The following is a 15,081-nucleotide window of genomic DNA, read 5'->3' on the forward strand; positions in this document are numbered from 1 at the left end:
CGCTCGCAAAGACACAAAGACCAATCGAAATTCACGATTCTGTTGTTTTGCCGTGACACTGTCTCAGGAACTCAACATCTGTGGCCTTATTCCTACAGGATTGGTTCGGCCTTCATGCCCCGGGGAAACCAGGGATCGGGACCGCTGACGGTGAAGTGCTCCCCGATTTTGGACCACCCGGAACTGGAATGTCCCGGGGTTAAGGCTCGGGGCGACGGGTGACATCCTGGAGCATCGCCTTCTCGAAGGAGAGATCCGCCACAGGCACAACGCCGGCCCCTTGCCTGAGAATGAACGCCTTCCGTGCGTCCGAACCGAAGGTTCGCTCAAACGAGAACTTGCTTGCCTTCATGGTCTTCCGCTCGTTCCAGCCAGGGAAAAATGACACGGAAACCTCTATCCAGAAAACGGTCCGGTTTGGCGGAACAAATCAGGCCAGCGGCAGAGCAACATCCTGAAAATGGCGTGGCGGGCCTATGAGAGGCGGTCGTTGGTCGTCCGCCAGAGCAAGACTAGTGCAGCGGTCAGCTTCCCGGCGGCAGCACCTCTGAAGACAGCACGCGATGTCGAAAAGCGCCGGGGCGCATTCTTCGTCTGCACGGCTCGGGCCAGCAAAGGGTCGAGCGGACAGATGTTCGACACTCACTCCTCTGACGGGTTCCGGTCATCGTTCGCATCGGCCATGTCAGACGCGGGGATTGTCGGCCTGACCTTCCATGATCCGCAGGGAACCTTCGTTACAAGGGCCCGGCAAGGAGGTGCAACGCCGGTCGAGGTTTCAGCCGTCATCCGGCATGGACAAAGCGACTCCGTCCTAGCCGCTTGGTACACGAACTCCGCCGATCTCATGGCTGAGGCGTGCGTCCGAAAGCTGGAACAATGGCACGAAGTCCCAACAGATCGTCGAACTGCTCGTCAAACCGGCAGCGATCAGCGCGACCATAGCAGCTGTCAGTCATGGGAATGATTGGTGGGTGATGAAGGATTCGAACCTTCGACCCGCTGATTAAGAGTCAGCTGCTCTACCAACTGAGCTAATCACCCACGCCTTCCGAAAAAGGCAACGCGCGGGAACCCCGCGCGCGAGAAAGGTCCAATATTCTATCACCGCCGTCTTGTCTAGCCCAAAAAGCCGGGCTCCCGACGCGGGCAGCTCTCCGACGTCAGCCGGGCGGCCACAGCCACGCCGCACCGCGCACGCCCGACGAATCGCCATGCCGGGCAGGCCGGATCGGGGTGACGAAATGCTCGGCAAAGAGATGGGGCATGATCGCCGCCGGCAGGCGCGGATAGAGTTCGGGCACATTGCTCATGCCGCCCCCGAGCACGATCACGTCCGGATCGAGCAGGTTACAGACATGGGCAAGCGCCCGTCCGAGCCGGTCGAGATAGCGCTCGAATGCTGCGACAGCCGCCGGCTCGTCAGCCCGCATCGCGGCGACGATCGCATCCCCCCGCCGCTTCTCCCCTGTGGCGCGGGCATAATCGTTCTGGAGCCCGGTGCCGGAAATCCACGTCTCGAGGCAGCCATGCCTGCCGCAATAACAAGGCGGCGCGCCGGTCACTTCCTCGACGCTCGGCCATGGCAAGGGGTTATGCCCGAATTCCCCGGCAATGCGGTGGGGCCCATCCCAGGCACGGCCATCCAGCGCGATTCCGGCGCCGCAGCCCGTGCCAAGAATGGCTGCGAAGACCACGCGGGCGCCGGCACCAGCGCCATCCACTGCCTCGGAGACGGCGAGGCAATTGGCGTCGTTGGAGAACCGGATGTCGCGGCCAAGCGCGGCCTGCAGATCCAGATGGAACGGCCGGCCATTGAGTTCGGTCGAGTTGGAATTCACGCAGGCGCCGGTAAAGGGCGAGATCGAGCCGGGCATGCCGATGCCGAGGCTGTGCGGCCCGGCATGCCCCACCGCCACAAGCTCGGTCTCGACCTGCCGGACCAGCGCGGCAATCGCCTCGACAAATCCCTCATAGCGCCCGCGCGGCGTGGCAATCCGGCGGCGAAGCAGTTCGCCGCCGGTCCCGTCGATCGCGATGATCTCGATCTTGGTTCCGCCGAGATCGACTCCGAGACGCATGGTGCGGCCGCGAGGTCAGGCGGCGCCATGCTGCGCATGCACGCGGGCATCACCGGCACGCTGCTTGGTCAGCTTGTTGAGCGCCGCGATATAGGCCTTGGCGGAAGCCACCAGCGTATCCGGATCGGCCGCGCGGCCATTGACCAGCCGGCCATCCTCGTCCGCGAGCCGGACCGACACCTCGGCCTGCGCATCCGTCCCCTCGGTCACCGCATGAACCTGATAGAGTTCCAGCTTCGCCTGATGCGGGATGATCTGGTGGATGGCGTTGAAGGTGGCATCGACCGGGCCATTGCCGGTCGATTGCCGCGTATGGTGTTGGCCGTCGATATCCAGCGTCAGCACGGCGGATTGCGGGCCATTGGTGCCCGCCACGACGAGCAGGTTCAGCACCTTCACGCGGTCCTGCGCGGTGGCAATGTTCTCGTCGACCAGCGCCTCGATATCCTCGTCATAAATGTGCTTCTTGCGGTCGGCCAGGGCCTTGAACCGCACGAAAGCATCCTCGAGCTGGTTGTCGGCCAGTTCGTAGCCCAGCTGCTTGAGCTTGTCGCGGAAGGCATTGCGGCCCGAATGCTTGCCCATGACGAGGCTGGTCTTCGACACGCCGACCGTTTCCGGCAGCATGATCTCGTAGGTCTGGTTGTTCTTCAGCATCCCATCCTGGTGGATGCCGCTTTCATGGGCGAAGGCGTTCCGGCCGACAATCGCCTTGTTGTACTGGACCGGGAACGAGGTCGCCGCCGAAACCAGCTTCGAGGCCCGGTTGAGCAGGGTCGTCTCGATTCCGGTATGGAACGGAAACACGTCATTGCGCGTCTTGATCGCCATGACAATTTCTTCCAGCGCCGCGTTGCCCGCGCGCTCGCCAATGCCGTTGACGGTGCATTCAACCTGCCGGGCGCCGCCCATCAGGCCGGCGACGGTGTTGGCAACGGCAAGGCCGAGATCATCATGGCAATGCACGGAGAAGATCGCCTTGTCGGCATTCGGCACGCGGTTGATCACCATCTCGAACATCGCGCGATACTCGTCTGGCGTAGCATAACCCACCGTATCCGGCAGGTTGATCGTCGTCGCGCCGGCCTTGATCGCGGCCTCGATGCAGCGGCAGAGGAAATCATGCTCGGTGCGGGTGGCATCCTCGGCCGACCATTCCACATCCTCGACATGGTTGCGGGCGCGGGTGCACTGGTCGATCACCAGTTGCAGCACGGCATCCGGCTCCTTCTGGAGCTTGTACTTCATATGCACCGGCGAGGTGGAAATGAAGGTATGGATACGCGGCCGGCGGGCATGCTTCACGGCCTCGGCGGCCCGGTCGATATCCTTGAAGGCGGCGCGGCTGAGGCCAGCGACGACGGCATTCTTCACCCGCTTGGCAATGGCGGAAACGGCCTCGAAATCACCATCGGAAGCGATCGGGAACCCGGCTTCGATGATGTCGACGCCCATCTCGTCGAGGAAATCGGCAATGGCCAGCTTTTCCTCGAAGGTCATGGTCGCGCCGGGGCATTGCTCGCCATCGCGCAGGGTGGTGTCGAAAATCAGGACACGGTTCTTGTCGGTGGACATGGGATGTTCCTTTGTCGGCTCGGGCCTGCCGGCTCGTTCTGGCGGTTCAGGCACATATTCTGGAAGGGTGCGAACACGGTCCCCTGAGAGCCCAGGCCAAGCCCGGACGGCCCTCAGGGGCTGATAAGAAGCAGGCCAAGGGTGAGGGCGGCACGCAGCTGCACAGTCGCGGCGCCCGGGCGCAGCGCGATGTCAGGGCAGGTATGGGTGCGGCAATCGCTCACGGGGTATCCTGATCGGATCGAACTCCCCAACGCATAACCAAGCCCTCGCTATTGTGCAAGAGCCCGTCAGGCGGAATTCCGGACAGCACGGGGAGGCCCGAGCCGGCCCCTTCCGTCTCCGGCATTTGGCCTGCCCGCCCGCTCTTTGCCTTCCCGCCGGTTCGGGGTAGAGACAGGCAATGCCAACCGATTCACCGGGGTCATCCATGCGCCGCCTTTGCCTGATCGCCGTTTCGCTGCTGGCCCTGGCTGCCTGCCAGTCCACATCCGAGGCGCCCGCGCCTGCCCCGCAGGCTGCCGCTCCGGCCCCGCGCGGCGTGACGATCACCCCGGCCGGCTTCCGCCTGCCCGAGGGCGGTGGCTGCCAAGGCGATATCGCCCGGTTCCGCGCCATCCAGGCGAATGATCTCGAAACCGGCCATGTGACCCGCTCGGTCTATGACCAGATCGAAGCGGAGATGAAGCGCGCTGATTCGATGTGCGCCGCCGGCCAGTCCGGCCCCGCCAGTGCGCATGTCCGCGCGACGAAGAGCCGGTTCGGCTATCCCTGAGAACTCACCCTCCCTGCCCGAAGGCATGGCGCAGGAAGGCCTGCTGGAACGGGGGCATGGCCACCGCGTCGATATCGGCGACAGACCGGGCAATCACGATATCCGAGAGTTCCGGATGCGGCAGATGCGGCATCCGCGCCAGCATCAGCGCCCGGGCCTCATCCGCGTCGAGATCAATGCGGACCGGCCGCATGAAGGCCGCGCGCGCGCCATCGAGCACCGCTGTCCAGCCTTTCCCGACCTCGACCTCGCTGGCGAGGAGGCCGGTTTCCTCGGCCATTTCCCGCAGGACCGACCCGGCAAGGTCGATCCGGCCGTCCGGCAGCAGATCCTCGAGGTCCGGCGTCCCGGCGGCGAAATAGACGCGCCCGGGATTGGCCGTGCCCTCGCCCATCTTTCCGAGGAGAAATGCGCCATCGCGTGACCGGAGCGCCGCCATGGCAAAACCGTTGCGCATCGCCGGCCCGGGATGGCCGAAATCGCGCCAGGCAATGAAACTGGCATAATCGGTCTGGAGATAGCGGCCGCGATAGACACCCCCTTCCACAGCCCATGAATGCTGGAGAAAGACCTGCCCGTTGAAGCTGGCCGGCTTCTCTGCAACGAAACGCACCCAGTGACGGTCGATCTCCGCCCGGTTTTCGGTGGCGAAGGCCCAGTCCCGGGCATCGAGACGCATATCGAGGTCATCAAGCGCGAGAATTTGCGCGCCGCTCTCAGGCATGGATCCGGCCTTCGCTGACCCGGACCGCCGACCCTCCGATGGCCGCGCGGGCCACAAGCCCCTTCCGGATCTCGAGATCGAGCGCGATCAGGCTGGGCCGGCCCATCTCGAACCCCTGTTCGATCACGAGTTGATGGACGCCATCCTCGGGCAACTCCGCTGCGGCGGCCACACCAGAAAATGCCGCCACGGCGGACCCGGTCGCCGGGTCCTCGGCTATGCCGGCGGCCGGCCAGAACATGCGGGCATGGACATGATGCTCGGGCGATTCCGTCTCGCGGGTATAGATGAACGCGCCCTCGCGCCCTGCTTTCGCGAAGGCGGCGTTCCAGGCCTGCCGGTCGGCCACGGAAACGCGCCGGATCACGTCGAGGCTGCGGACCGGCACCATGGAATAGGGCACGCCGGCCGACCAGACTGACAGGCTGTGCGCGCCGAAGCCGATCTCCAGCGGATCAATGCCGAGCGCCCTCGCGGCCAGCCCGACATCGAGATCGATCCCGAGATTCTCCGACAGGCGCGGCAGGTCGAATACCGCGCGCGATACCTGGCCCGGACCGCGCCGCACCTCGACCTTCACGAGGCCGATCTTCTCCTCCAGCGCGATGATGACGCCCTCGCCGAGATGGCCGCCCGCCCGCAACTCTGCCAGCAGGATGGCTGTGCCAACTGTCGGGTGGCCGGCAAAGGGCAGCTCGCCGCCGGGAGTAAAGATTCGGATCTTCGCCGAATTGACCGGATCGTCAGGCGGCTGGACGAAGACCGTCTCCGAGAGATTGAACTCACGTGCAATCGTCAGCATCGCGGCATCGGACAAGCCCTCGCCTTCCAGAACGACCGCGAGCGGATTCCCCTCGAAAGGGCGGGTCGTGAAAACGTCCAGCGTGTGAAATATGCGCGCCATGGTGCCCTCTTTCGTCGTCGCGCCTATTTCGCGCCCGCGCCCGCTGACCGCAAGCCCGGCGAGCAGAATTCGCCCCTCGATTCCAAAGGACGTTTCCACAAGCTGAACCCCAGCCCAATGGCCAATTGCACGACAATTCACGTGGACTGATGTAGGACATTCGCATGAAGGCTTGGCAAGAACGGCCTTCCGTCATTCTGCACGGCCCCGCGGCAGGAGACGCACCAACAAGGGGCTGCACTCAAAGGAGTGTTCTATGGTGACGAGCCGTCTTTCCAAAATCGCCGCGATCCTCGTGATCGGCACCGGCGCTGCCTTCGCGCAGGCCACAACCCAGCAACCGAACACCCAGACCCGCCCGCCGGCCGGGCAGCCGGCTCCCCGGACGACTGCACCGGCTGCACAGGCTCCGCGCCCGGCCGCCCCGGCGGCGGCTGCCCCGGCCGCGACCCAGGGCACCCTCGTGAACCTCAACACGGCAAACGAGAGCGAACTCGACAAGCTGCCGCAGATCGGCCCGGCCCGCGCCAAGGACATCATCGAGGCACGGACCAAGAACGGCCGCTTCAAGAACTGGGAAGACTTCGTCGCGCGCAATGTCGTGCCGAAGAATGCCGAGGAAGCGATCAAGGGCAAGGTCCGATTCTGAGCAGCACCCTTCTCGGGCGCGAACTCTGATGGAACACCCAGGGCCGGCGCAAGCCGGCCTTTTTCAGGCGAGCTGCTCAATCGGAAAGAGCTGCGAGGGGCTGGTGAATTCATCCTGCGCGGCGATGATCAGGATCTCGCGCGAGCCGGCCTCGACCGTCCGTTTCAGCAGGCCATGCACTGACGATCCGGCCCGCTGCAATGCCAGAGCGATATCGTTCTCGCGGGCAAGATGGACCAGGAACAGCGCCGCAATCGCATCGCCCAGCCCGTTGACGTTGGCGGCAAGGCGTGGCGTCCGCAGCCGGAAACAGCCCTGCCCGGAAGAGGCGAGCAGGTCGAGCGCATCGTCAGGCGTCTCCCCCGTCAGCACCGAGGTTACCAGGATGGCGGAAGGCCCCATGGCGTGCAGGGCGGCGATCGATTCCCTGACCGCCGTGAGCGAATGGAGTGACCGATCGGTCAGGTATTCCAGCTCGAACAGATTCGGCGTGACGATATCCGCTGCCGGCACCGCCCTGTTGCGCATGAACTCGGGAATTCCCGGCCGGACGAAGATGCCGCGCCCGACATCCCCGATCACCGGATCGCAGGCATAGAGCGCGGCCGGATTGGCCGCCTTCACCCGTGCCACCGCGCCGAGAATGCCCTCGCCGGTTTCGTGCGAACCCATATAGCCGGAAAGCACGGCATCGCAGGCGGGCAGCACGCCGCGCTCCGCGATGCCCTCGACGAGATCGGCGATCAGCCCCGCCTCGAATACCTGCCCGCGCCAGGCGCCATAGCCGGTATGGTTCGAGAACTGCACGGTATGGATCGGCCAGACCTCGACGCCGAGGCGCTGCATCGGGAAGGTGGCGGAAGCGTTGCCGACATGGCCATAGGCCACATGCGACTGGATGGAGAGAACATTCATGGCATCGTCCCGGACGGCAAAAAGGGGCGGTCCCCCGCCCCTTCCCGTTTGTGCCCCGCCACGCCGAAACCGGCAAGCCTCCAGGCTCGCAAGCTGGCCCTCAGCTGACCGTGGACGCCGCCTTCACGGCAAAGGTCGGGACGAAGGTCCGGGACAGATCGACATTCGCCCCGGCCATTTCCTTGTCCAGCGCCTTGAGCGTGTCATAAACCGACTTCATGCCCGTCTGCGCCATGATCCCGGTTTCGGAATAGGCCGCCTGCGAAGCCTTCACCGCGCGGATATAGAGCGCCTTGTCGCCGAGATGGTAGGCTTCCGGCACCGCATCGGCGATCTCCTCCGGCTTGGCCCTGTTGATCCAGCGCAGCGCCTTGTAGATGCCGTTGACGGCGGCCTGAACGGTCTGCGGGTTCTTCTCCATGAAATCCTGCTTCACATAGAGGCAGGAAGCCGGGTTCGACCCGCCGAACAGGTCATTCGTGCCCTTCTCGGTCCGGGTATCGATCAGCGTGACGATATCCTGATCGGCCTCGAGCTTCGCGATGACCGGATCGAGATGGGAGATGACGTCGATCTCGCCCTTCTTCATCGCGGCCACTGCGCTGGCACCACCGCCGACACCGATGAAGCTGGCATCGTCGGCCTTGAGGCCGGCCTTCACCATCGCATGCAGCACGGTGATGTAGGTCGAGGAGCCCGGCGCCGTGACGCCGATCTTCAGGCCCTTGAAATCCTTCGCCGACTTCACCTTGTCAGCCAGCGCCTTCCGCACGCCGATCACAATGGTCGGGAAGCGCAGCATCTCGATCACGGCGCGGATATCCTGGTTCTTCGCCTGCATCCGGATCGTGTGCTCATAGGCGCCGGCGACGATATCGACCGAGCCGCCGACAAGCGCCTGCAGCGAGCGGGCGCCGCCGGCAAAATCGTTGATCTCCGGAGCCAGCCCGAAATCCTTGAAGAAGCCCTTCCGCTCGGCAATCGTCAGCGGGAGATAGTAGAGCAGCGACTTGCCGCCCACGCCCATGATCACCTTCGATTTCTCGACCGCGGCGGCACGGCCGATCAGGCCAGGCGCGGCAACCAACGCAGACCCGGCTACACCCAGGGCCATCACGTTCCGGCGGGATAATCTTTCCATTGGTTCTTCCTCTCCTTCTCGGCCGGTTTGCGGCCTTGTTGCTGTCATCCTGCATATCGGCGGCGGCCTTGGCAATCGGCCTCACCGTCCGCGGCTACTGGACCGTTCTTGTCTCGGTCGGCCGCCAGACCAGCAGCGGCTTCTCGATCAGCGTGACGCAGAAATCGATGACCATCACGAAGATCATCAGGATCACCATGCCGGCAAAGACACCGGTCACATCGAACACACCCTCGGCCTGGTGAATCAGGTAGCCGAGCCCGGCCGAGGAACCGAGATACTCGCCCACCACCGCACCGACCACGGCGAAACCGACCGAGGTATGGAGCGAGGAAAACACCCACGAAAGCGCCGCCGGCCAATAGACATGGCGCAGCAATTGCCGCTCGTTCATGCCGAGCATCCGGGCATTGGACAGCACGACCGGGCTGACCTCGCGCACGCCCTGATAGACGTTGAAGAACACGATGAAGAAGACCAGCGTGACGCCGAGCCAGACCTTCGACCAGATGCCGAGGCCAAACCACAGCGCGAAAATCGGCGCCAGCACCACGCGCGGCAGCGCATTCATCATCTTCACATAAGGGTCGAAAACGGCGGCCACCAGCGGCTTCCGCGCGAACCAGAACCCGATCAGCACCCCGGCCGTCGCGCCGATCACGAAGGCAAGCACGGCCTCGGTCAGCGTGATCATCAGATGCTTGTAGACCGTGCCTTCCCAGAACATCAGGAAAACGCGCTCGATCACCTTGAGCGGCGTCGAGAAGAAGAATTGCGGCAGCAGGTAATAGGGCTTGCCATCCGAACCGGTGCCGAGCGGCACGGTGGAGAAGACATGCCAGAAGACCAGCACCACCACGGCCACCATGACCTGCAGGAAAAGGAGCTTGGGGCGGCTCATGCGCGGATCTCCTTCGCAGCGTTGCTCAGGCCATAGGTCTTGCGGACCTCGTCACGCAACGTATTCCAGATCGCGGCATGGAGGCGGTGGAATTCCGGCTCCGAGCGCACCTCGGCAATATCCCGCGGGCGCGCCAGCGGGATCGGAAAATCGCCGATGATCGAGGCGCGTGGCCCGGCCGACATGACGAGCACGCGGTCGGAGAGGGCAATGGCCTCGTCGAGATCGTGCGTCACAAACATCACCGCCTTGCGGTCGGCCTGCCAGAGGTCGAGCAGCAGCTCGCTCATGATCAGGCGCGTCTGGGCATCGAGCGGGCCGAAGGGCTCGTCCATCAGCAGGATCTTCGGCTCACGCACCAGCACCTGCGCCAGCGCAACGCGCTTCTTCTGGCCGCCAGAGAGCTGGTGGGGATAGCGGTCGCCGAAAGAGGCGAGGCCGACCCTCGCGAGAATGCGGTCCGCCGCCCCAAGCGCATCGCGCCGGCCGGTGCCCCGGACTTCCAGGCCAATCGCGACATTATCGCGCGCCGTCTTCCACGGCATCAGCGCATCCTGCTGGAAGAGGTAGCCGGCCTGCGTATTCAGCCCCTGCAGGCGCTGGCCGAAGATCAGGCTCTCGCCCGAGGAGGGCGGCATCAGCCCGGCGGCAATGTTGAGCAAGGTGGATTTGCCGCAGCCGGTCGGGCCGAGAACGGCGACAAATTCACCATCCGCCACCTGAACATCCACCGGTTGCACGGCCTCGTAACGGCCACCGCCGGTCAGGCCATAGGCCACGGAAACGCTGTTGAGCTGCACAGCCGGCACAGCGGCGCCATTCATTGGTTGCGTCACGGCGCCCTCGTCCCGTGCTGGTCCTGCATCTCGTCCCCGAACATTATTCTTGTTGCGCGCGAAGCTAGGTCAGGCCCGGAACCGGTTCAACAGAAATTCCGGTTCAACCGGCAAGATGCCGCCCTAGCGCAGGCACAACGTCACGGCTACCGGACAATGATCCGAGGATTTTGGCCTGTCCCAGCCGATTCTCGGGAAGCGCGGCCCGTCATGCCGCGCCGCCCGCCAGGGCTGGCCTTGCCGGATGATGTCGGGAACCGCCTGCGGGTTGGCCTCGGCAAGGGCAGGAGAGACGAGGATATAATCAAGCTGGCAATAGACATCATCCGGCGGGTGATAGGCGGTCCAGCGGTCCTCCGCCGGCCGTCGTTCCACGAGATTGACTGCGAAACCGGGGTCCAGCAGTGCCCCGATCCCGCCGGGGCTCGGCCGGCCCGTCATCAGGTCGCGCGGGGCGCGGTCCCCGTCAATCTCCATATAGTCGTTGAAATCCCCGATCAGCGCCCAGTTGGCCGCCGCCGGCCCGCCACGATGGCTCTCGAACCGCCGCTCGATCAGCGTCCGGATCGCCTCGGCCTCGGCCTGGCGGATCACCCGCGTGGCCTCGCGCCCGCCGGTCATCGACTTGAGATGACAGCAGAACAGCGTGAAATCGCGGCCATCGATCTGGAATTCCGCCTCGATGAGGTCGCGCTTGAACACCCGGTCATCCCGCGTCAGCCGCCGCGGTGAATCGGGCGGGCCTTCGCGGATCTCCGAGATCCCCTCCGGCCAGACCTCGACCTTCCCGAATGTCGTGGCCGCATGGCTGCGGATCGAGGTCCAGCCAACGCGCGAAAGCAGGCCGATATCGATCCCGCGCCGGTCATTGCCATCGATGACGCTGAGATGGCGGTAATTCACATCGGCGATCGCCTGCTCGCGCAGCCGGCGGAGCGCCTCGCCATCAAGGCCGGGATCGCGCGCCAGTGCCGCCTTGATCGTCCGCGCGACATGCGGGGATTCGAGCTTCTTGAGATAGGTCTCGCGGAAGCTCCGGAGAGCATCGGCAGAGTCCACTTCCTGCAGTGCGATGATGTCAGCCTGGGTCGCCAGCAGGGCCAGAGCCGTCAGCTGGCATTTCTCGTCGGAATGGGCCGCCTCGACAATCCGACGGACGCGCGTCGCTTCGTGGCGGTCCTCGAACAGCACGTTGCCGATCTGCTGGTCGGCCCGGCGCTGTGGATCCCAGAAATCGGGCCTCGAGAACAGGTTCTCGACATTGAACGTCGCGAGGCGGAACGGTCGGCTCGACATCGGAACTCCGGAGCCGGCCTTCGCGCGGCGCCTACATGGCCAGCCCGGCAATCCGGACGATGGTAAAGCTGTCGCAATATTCGCGGATGGTCGAGATCTTCCCGTCCCGGAAGCCGAGCATCGCACAGAAATCGGTCTGGAACCGCTGGTTGGAGACGGTGTGGATCATCGTGCCGGTGGTTTCCACGGCGGCATTGTCGACACCGATGACGATGTTGCGCACGGTCATGCCATTCCAGACCCAGCGCTCGAACAGCCCCTTGAAATGGCTGCGCAGCGCGACACGTCCACGAATGACAGGCGAAATCGGCTGTCCGGCAATCTGCCCCATCACCTCGTAATGGATATCCTCGTTCAGCTCGGCGAGGACCGCCTCGACATCGCCGGCCGCGCGCGCCAGCATGACGCGCTCGATCAACGTCCGCATCACAGCCGCGCGTTCGGGCGCGGCAACCAGAGTGCCATGCATCTTCGTCATTCCCCTGCTATCGGCGGACCTGTTCCTGCATGTCGGCCGAAGCGGGCGGATATTAGGCAAGCGCCTTATCAATTCCATCGGAAACTCCGTTCAAATCTTCGTAATTCGAAGGAAATGACGCAGAATTCCGCGATGACCCCATAATGCTGTATACAATTGAGTACAGGCGCCCGCAGCGCCTGTACTTTAGTCTAATGTCGTTGACCGTCCGCAGCGAGGCGGCCGGCACAAAGCCTCAGTTGCGGGCCTTGTCGACAAGCTTGTTCTTGGCGATCCACGGCATCATGCCGCGCAGCTTCTCGCCGACTTCCTCGATCTGATGGCTGTCATTCATGCGGCGGATGCCCTTGAACCGGGCCATGCCCGACCGGTATTCCTGCATCCATTCCGAGGTGAACTTGCCGGTCTGGATGTCACGCAGCACACGCTTCATCTCGGCCTTGGTCTCGTCGGTGATGATGCGCGGACCGGTAACATATTCGCCCCATTCGGCCGTGTTCGAGATCGAGTAGTTCATGTTGGCGATGCCGCCTTCATAGATCAGGTCGACAATCAGCTTCACTTCATGCAGGCACTCGAAATAGGCCATTTCCGGCGCATAGCCCGCCTCGACCAGCACCTCGAACCCGGCGCGGATCAGCTCGACCAGGCCGCCGCAGAGCACGACCTGCTCGCCGAAGAGATCCGTCTCGCATTCCTCGCGGAAATTCGTCTCGATGATGCCGGAACGGCCGCCGCCCACGCCGCAGGCATAGGACAGGGCGAGATCGAGCGCATTGCCGGAAGCGTTGTGGTTCACGGCCACGAGGCAGGGCACGCCGCCACCGCGCTGGTATTCCGAACGCACGGTATGGCCAGGACCCTTCGGCGCGATCATGACGACGTCGATCGTGTTCTTCGGCTCGATCAGGCCGAAATGCACATTGAGGCCATGCGCGAAGGCGATGGCGGCGCCGTCGCGGATATTCGGCGCGATCTCATTCTTGTAGATGTCGGCCTGAAGCTCGTCCGGCGTCGCCATCATCATCAGATCAGCCCATTTGGCGGCATCCGCCACCGACATGACCTGCAGGCCATCCGCCTCGACCTTCTTCGCGGTCGGTGAACCCGGCTTCAGGGCAACGCGGATGTCCTTCGCGCCCGAATCCTTCAGGTTCAGCGCATGGGCACGGCCCTGGCTGCCATAGCCGACAATCACAACCTTCTTCGACTTGATCAGGTTGAGATCGGCATCACGATCATAATACACACGCATGGACGTTTCCTTCCGGTGGAGAATTCAGGGTGCGGCCTGGCCGCCCCCGGGTTGAGCGCCGTAAAGCGCGAAGAACTGGCCGATGGCGCGGGAGGCCTCGGCGCGGATGCTTTCGGGGTCGAGAGCAGGCGAATCCCCCAGCAGCAACCGGATCTGGACATCGCGCGCCACCAGCCCGAACAGGGTGCGGAACGCCTCCTCGGCATCGTCGAAAGCCAGCAGCCCGGCCTTTCGCCCGGCCTCCAGAACCGGCTTCATCCGGCTGCCGAGGGCGAAGCGGCCATTGGCCAGCACGATGGCGCCAAGCGAGCGGTCCGAACCCGCCTGCCCGATCGCCACACGGTTGAGGGCGAGGGAGGTTTCGGAGGAAATCACGGTCAGCCAGTTGATGGCGAAGCTCTCGAGCCGCGCCGTCAGCGCCGCCCGGTCGAGCGGGTCCGGCCCCACGGCGGCAACATGCACCCGCGCGGCCTGGTATTTCACGGTGGCATTGAGCAGGCCGTCCCGATCCCCGAACCACTTGTAGAGCGTTTCCTTGGAACAACTGGCGCGGCGCGCCACCGCGCTCATCGTCAGGCTGTTCCCGTCTGTCACAAGCTGGCGCAGAACCGCATCCAGCACCTCGGCCTGCCGGGCGCTGATCTCGGGTTCGGCGGGGGCGGCGGCAGCCGTCATGGGCACCTGCAGGTGAGAAAACGCGCCGTAACGAACGTTACGGTTCGGCATTGTCGTACGCGAGTGCTCCCCGCCGGTCAAACGGATTCGCACGCCTCGCGGTCAGCGGCCGATCAGGTCCATCACGGCCGGATAGAGCGAAGCGACAAGCAGCAGCGCCATGACGAAGTTGAACCAGCGCACCTTCACGGGGTCGCGCAGGAAATTGCGCAGGGCCGCGCCGAAGGCAGCCCAGAGCAGCGAACCGGGCGTACCTGTCAGCGCATAGACCAGCGTGATGATGACCAGCGAACCGGTATAGTTTTCCGGCACGGTGTAGGCGGCAATGGCGCCGACCACCATCGCCCAGGCCTTGGGGTTGACCCATTGGAACGCCGCCGCTTGCAGGAAGCTCATCGGCCTGCCAGCCTCTGCACTGCTCTCACCGACCGGTCCGGACCGCGCGATCTTCCATGCGAGCCAGAGCATATAGGCGATGCCGACGATCTTCAGCCCGGTATAGAGCGCGGGATAGCGGATGAAGACTTGCCCCAGCCCGAAGCCCGAAAGCAGCAGCATGACCGGGAAGCCGACATTGATCCCGGCCACATGCCAGAGCGTGCGCTTCAGCCCGAAATTCACGCCGGAGGCGAGCAGCATCATGTTATTCGGCCCGGGCGTGACCGAACTGGCAAAGGCGAAGCCGAGAAAGGCGATCAGCGTATCAAGGGGCATCCGGAGCCTGCGACGGAAAGAGCGCGAGAGCCAAGGCTAGCCGCGCATGTCGCCGGGCTCAAACGAAAGGGTGGAATAGGTTGATGAGCATCCGGAATGGACGTGTGTGGACGCCCCCTTGGATGCAAGCAGAATCTTGGGCACGGTCGGGCATGTGATCAG

15 protein-coding genes and 1 tRNA gene are annotated in these 15,081 nt (G+C 64.2%); 2 read left to right on the top strand and 14 right to left on the bottom strand.

Annotated elements, in window-relative coordinates; translation table 11 throughout:
* Positions 1–968 precede the first annotated feature (968 nt).
* The 3 genes from P0652_RS18105 to P0652_RS18115 all read right to left on the bottom strand — a co-directional run bounded on the left by P0652_RS18105 (position 969) and on the right by P0652_RS18115 (position 3,656).
* Positions 969–1,044: transfer RNA gene (locus tag P0652_RS18105), tRNA-Lys, on the bottom strand.
* A gap of 119 nt (positions 1,045–1,163) precedes the next feature.
* On the bottom strand, positions 1,164–2,081 hold the full coding sequence (locus P0652_RS18110; protein WP_284180298.1) for an ROK family protein: 918 nt from the start codon (positions 2,079–2,081) through the stop codon (positions 1,164–1,166).
* Between the two features lie 15 nt (positions 2,082–2,096).
* On the bottom strand, positions 2,097–3,656 hold the full coding sequence (locus P0652_RS18115) for a 2-isopropylmalate synthase (protein WP_284180299.1): 1,560 nt from the start codon (positions 3,654–3,656) through the stop codon (positions 2,097–2,099).
* 430 nt (positions 3,657–4,086) lie between these two features.
* Here P0652_RS18115 and P0652_RS18120 point away from each other — a divergent pair, with 430 nt between their 5' ends.
* Entirely contained in the window at positions 4,087–4,431 is a 345-nt protein-coding gene (locus P0652_RS18120; RefSeq protein WP_284180300.1) for a hypothetical protein, read from the top strand.
* A gap of 4 nt (positions 4,432–4,435) precedes the next feature.
* Here the strand turns inward: P0652_RS18120 and P0652_RS18125 are convergent, their stop codons facing one another.
* A complete protein-coding gene (locus tag P0652_RS18125) occupies positions 4,436–5,155 on the bottom strand; it encodes an NUDIX hydrolase (protein ID WP_284180301.1) in 720 nt (239 codons plus the stop codon).
* Positions 5,148–6,059, bottom strand: a complete 912-nt coding sequence (locus P0652_RS18130; protein WP_284180302.1) for a PhzF family phenazine biosynthesis protein — start codon at positions 6,057–6,059, stop codon at positions 5,148–5,150. The genes P0652_RS18125 and P0652_RS18130 overlap by 8 nt, the downstream gene beginning before the upstream one ends.
* A 256-nt stretch (positions 6,060–6,315) precedes the next feature.
* Between P0652_RS18130 and P0652_RS18135 the strand changes: the two genes are divergently transcribed.
* On the top strand, positions 6,316–6,708 hold the full coding sequence (locus P0652_RS18135) for a ComEA family DNA-binding protein (protein ID WP_284180303.1): 393 nt from the start codon (positions 6,316–6,318) through the stop codon (positions 6,706–6,708).
* 63 nt (positions 6,709–6,771) lie between these two features.
* Here P0652_RS18135 and pdxY read toward each other — a convergent pair whose 3' ends face one another.
* The 9 genes from pdxY to P0652_RS18180 all read right to left on the bottom strand — a co-directional run bounded on the left by pdxY (position 6,772) and on the right by P0652_RS18180 (position 14,919).
* On the bottom strand, positions 6,772–7,623 hold the full coding sequence (gene pdxY, locus P0652_RS18140; RefSeq protein WP_284180304.1) for a pyridoxal kinase PdxY: 852 nt from the start codon (positions 7,621–7,623) through the stop codon (positions 6,772–6,774).
* A gap of 100 nt (positions 7,624–7,723) precedes the next feature.
* Positions 7,724–8,764: an ABC transporter substrate-binding protein gene (locus P0652_RS18145; RefSeq protein ID WP_284180305.1), complete on the bottom strand. Its 1,041-nt coding sequence runs from the start codon at positions 8,762–8,764 to the stop codon at positions 7,724–7,726.
* A gap of 94 nt (positions 8,765–8,858) precedes the next feature.
* Positions 8,859–9,665 carry an ABC transporter permease gene (locus P0652_RS18150; protein WP_284180306.1) on the bottom strand — a complete coding sequence of 269 codons (807 nt, stop codon included), beginning with the start codon at positions 9,663–9,665 and terminating at the stop codon, positions 8,859–8,861.
* Positions 9,662–10,489 (bottom strand): ABC transporter ATP-binding protein, encoded by an 828-nt coding sequence (locus P0652_RS18155; protein WP_284180316.1) that lies wholly within the window; start codon positions 10,487–10,489, stop codon positions 9,662–9,664. Before P0652_RS18155 ends, P0652_RS18150 begins: the two co-directional genes overlap by 4 nt.
* Positions 10,490–10,624: 135 nt before the next feature.
* A complete protein-coding gene (locus P0652_RS18160) occupies positions 10,625–11,797 on the bottom strand; it encodes an endonuclease/exonuclease/phosphatase family protein (protein ID WP_284180307.1) in 1,173 nt (390 codons plus the stop codon).
* Positions 11,798–11,828: 31 nt separating this feature from the next.
* Complete coding sequence (locus P0652_RS18165; RefSeq protein WP_284180308.1) at positions 11,829–12,275, bottom strand: nuclear transport factor 2 family protein; 447 nt, start codon at positions 12,273–12,275, stop codon at positions 11,829–11,831.
* Between the two features lie 235 nt (positions 12,276–12,510).
* Positions 12,511–13,530, bottom strand: a complete 1,020-nt coding sequence (gene ilvC / locus P0652_RS18170; RefSeq protein WP_284180309.1) for a ketol-acid reductoisomerase — start codon at positions 13,528–13,530, stop codon at positions 12,511–12,513.
* A gap of 24 nt (positions 13,531–13,554) precedes the next feature.
* Complete coding sequence (locus tag P0652_RS18175) at positions 13,555–14,205, bottom strand: TetR/AcrR family transcriptional regulator C-terminal domain-containing protein (RefSeq protein WP_284180310.1); 651 nt, start codon at positions 14,203–14,205, stop codon at positions 13,555–13,557.
* Between the two features lie 102 nt (positions 14,206–14,307).
* Complete coding sequence (locus P0652_RS18180; RefSeq protein ID WP_284180311.1) at positions 14,308–14,919, bottom strand: LysE family translocator; 612 nt, start codon at positions 14,917–14,919, stop codon at positions 14,308–14,310.
* Positions 14,920–15,081: the final 162 nt, after the last annotated feature.

Origin of the sequence: Rhabdaerophilum sp. SD176, from assembly GCF_030143245.1 — a bacterium.
Lineage (GTDB): Bacteria > Pseudomonadota > Alphaproteobacteria > Rhizobiales > Beijerinckiaceae > Rhabdaerophilum.

What these genes read in the sequence shown, in the direction of transcription:
- P0652_RS18110 (WP_284180298.1), bottom strand. Translation starts at nt 2,081, where the DNA reads ATGCGTCTCGGAGTCGATCTCGGCGGAACCAAGATCGAGATCATCGCG.
- P0652_RS18115 (WP_284180299.1), bottom strand. Translation starts at nt 3,656, where the DNA reads ATGTCCACCGACAAGAACCGTGTCCTGATTTTCGACACCACCCTGCGC.
- P0652_RS18120 (WP_284180300.1), top strand. Translation starts at nt 4,087, where the DNA reads ATGCGCCGCCTTTGCCTGATCGCCGTTTCGCTGCTGGCCCTGGCTGCC.
- P0652_RS18125 (WP_284180301.1), bottom strand. Translation starts at nt 5,155, where the DNA reads ATGCCTGAGAGCGGCGCGCAAATTCTCGCGCTTGATGACCTCGATATG.
- P0652_RS18130 (WP_284180302.1), bottom strand. Translation starts at nt 6,059, where the DNA reads ATGGCGCGCATATTTCACACGCTGGACGTTTTCACGACCCGCCCTTTC.
- P0652_RS18135 (WP_284180303.1), top strand. Translation starts at nt 6,316, where the DNA reads ATGGTGACGAGCCGTCTTTCCAAAATCGCCGCGATCCTCGTGATCGGC.
- pdxY (WP_284180304.1), bottom strand. Translation starts at nt 7,623, where the DNA reads ATGAATGTTCTCTCCATCCAGTCGCATGTGGCCTATGGCCATGTCGGC.
- P0652_RS18145 (WP_284180305.1), bottom strand. Translation starts at nt 8,764, where the DNA reads ATGGAAAGATTATCCCGCCGGAACGTGATGGCCCTGGGTGTAGCCGGG.
- P0652_RS18150 (WP_284180306.1), bottom strand. Translation starts at nt 9,665, where the DNA reads ATGAGCCGCCCCAAGCTCCTTTTCCTGCAGGTCATGGTGGCCGTGGTG.
- P0652_RS18155 (WP_284180316.1), bottom strand. Translation starts at nt 10,489, where the DNA reads ATGAATGGCGCCGCTGTGCCGGCTGTGCAGCTCAACAGCGTTTCCGTG.
- P0652_RS18160 (WP_284180307.1), bottom strand. Translation starts at nt 11,797, where the DNA reads ATGTCGAGCCGACCGTTCCGCCTCGCGACGTTCAATGTCGAGAACCTG.
- P0652_RS18165 (WP_284180308.1), bottom strand. Translation starts at nt 12,275, where the DNA reads ATGACGAAGATGCATGGCACTCTGGTTGCCGCGCCCGAACGCGCGGCT.
- ilvC (WP_284180309.1), bottom strand. Translation starts at nt 13,530, where the DNA reads ATGCGTGTGTATTATGATCGTGATGCCGATCTCAACCTGATCAAGTCG.
- P0652_RS18175 (WP_284180310.1), bottom strand. Translation starts at nt 14,205, where the DNA reads ATGACGGCTGCCGCCGCCCCCGCCGAACCCGAGATCAGCGCCCGGCAG.
- P0652_RS18180 (WP_284180311.1), bottom strand. Translation starts at nt 14,919, where the DNA reads ATGCCCCTTGATACGCTGATCGCCTTTCTCGGCTTCGCCTTTGCCAGT.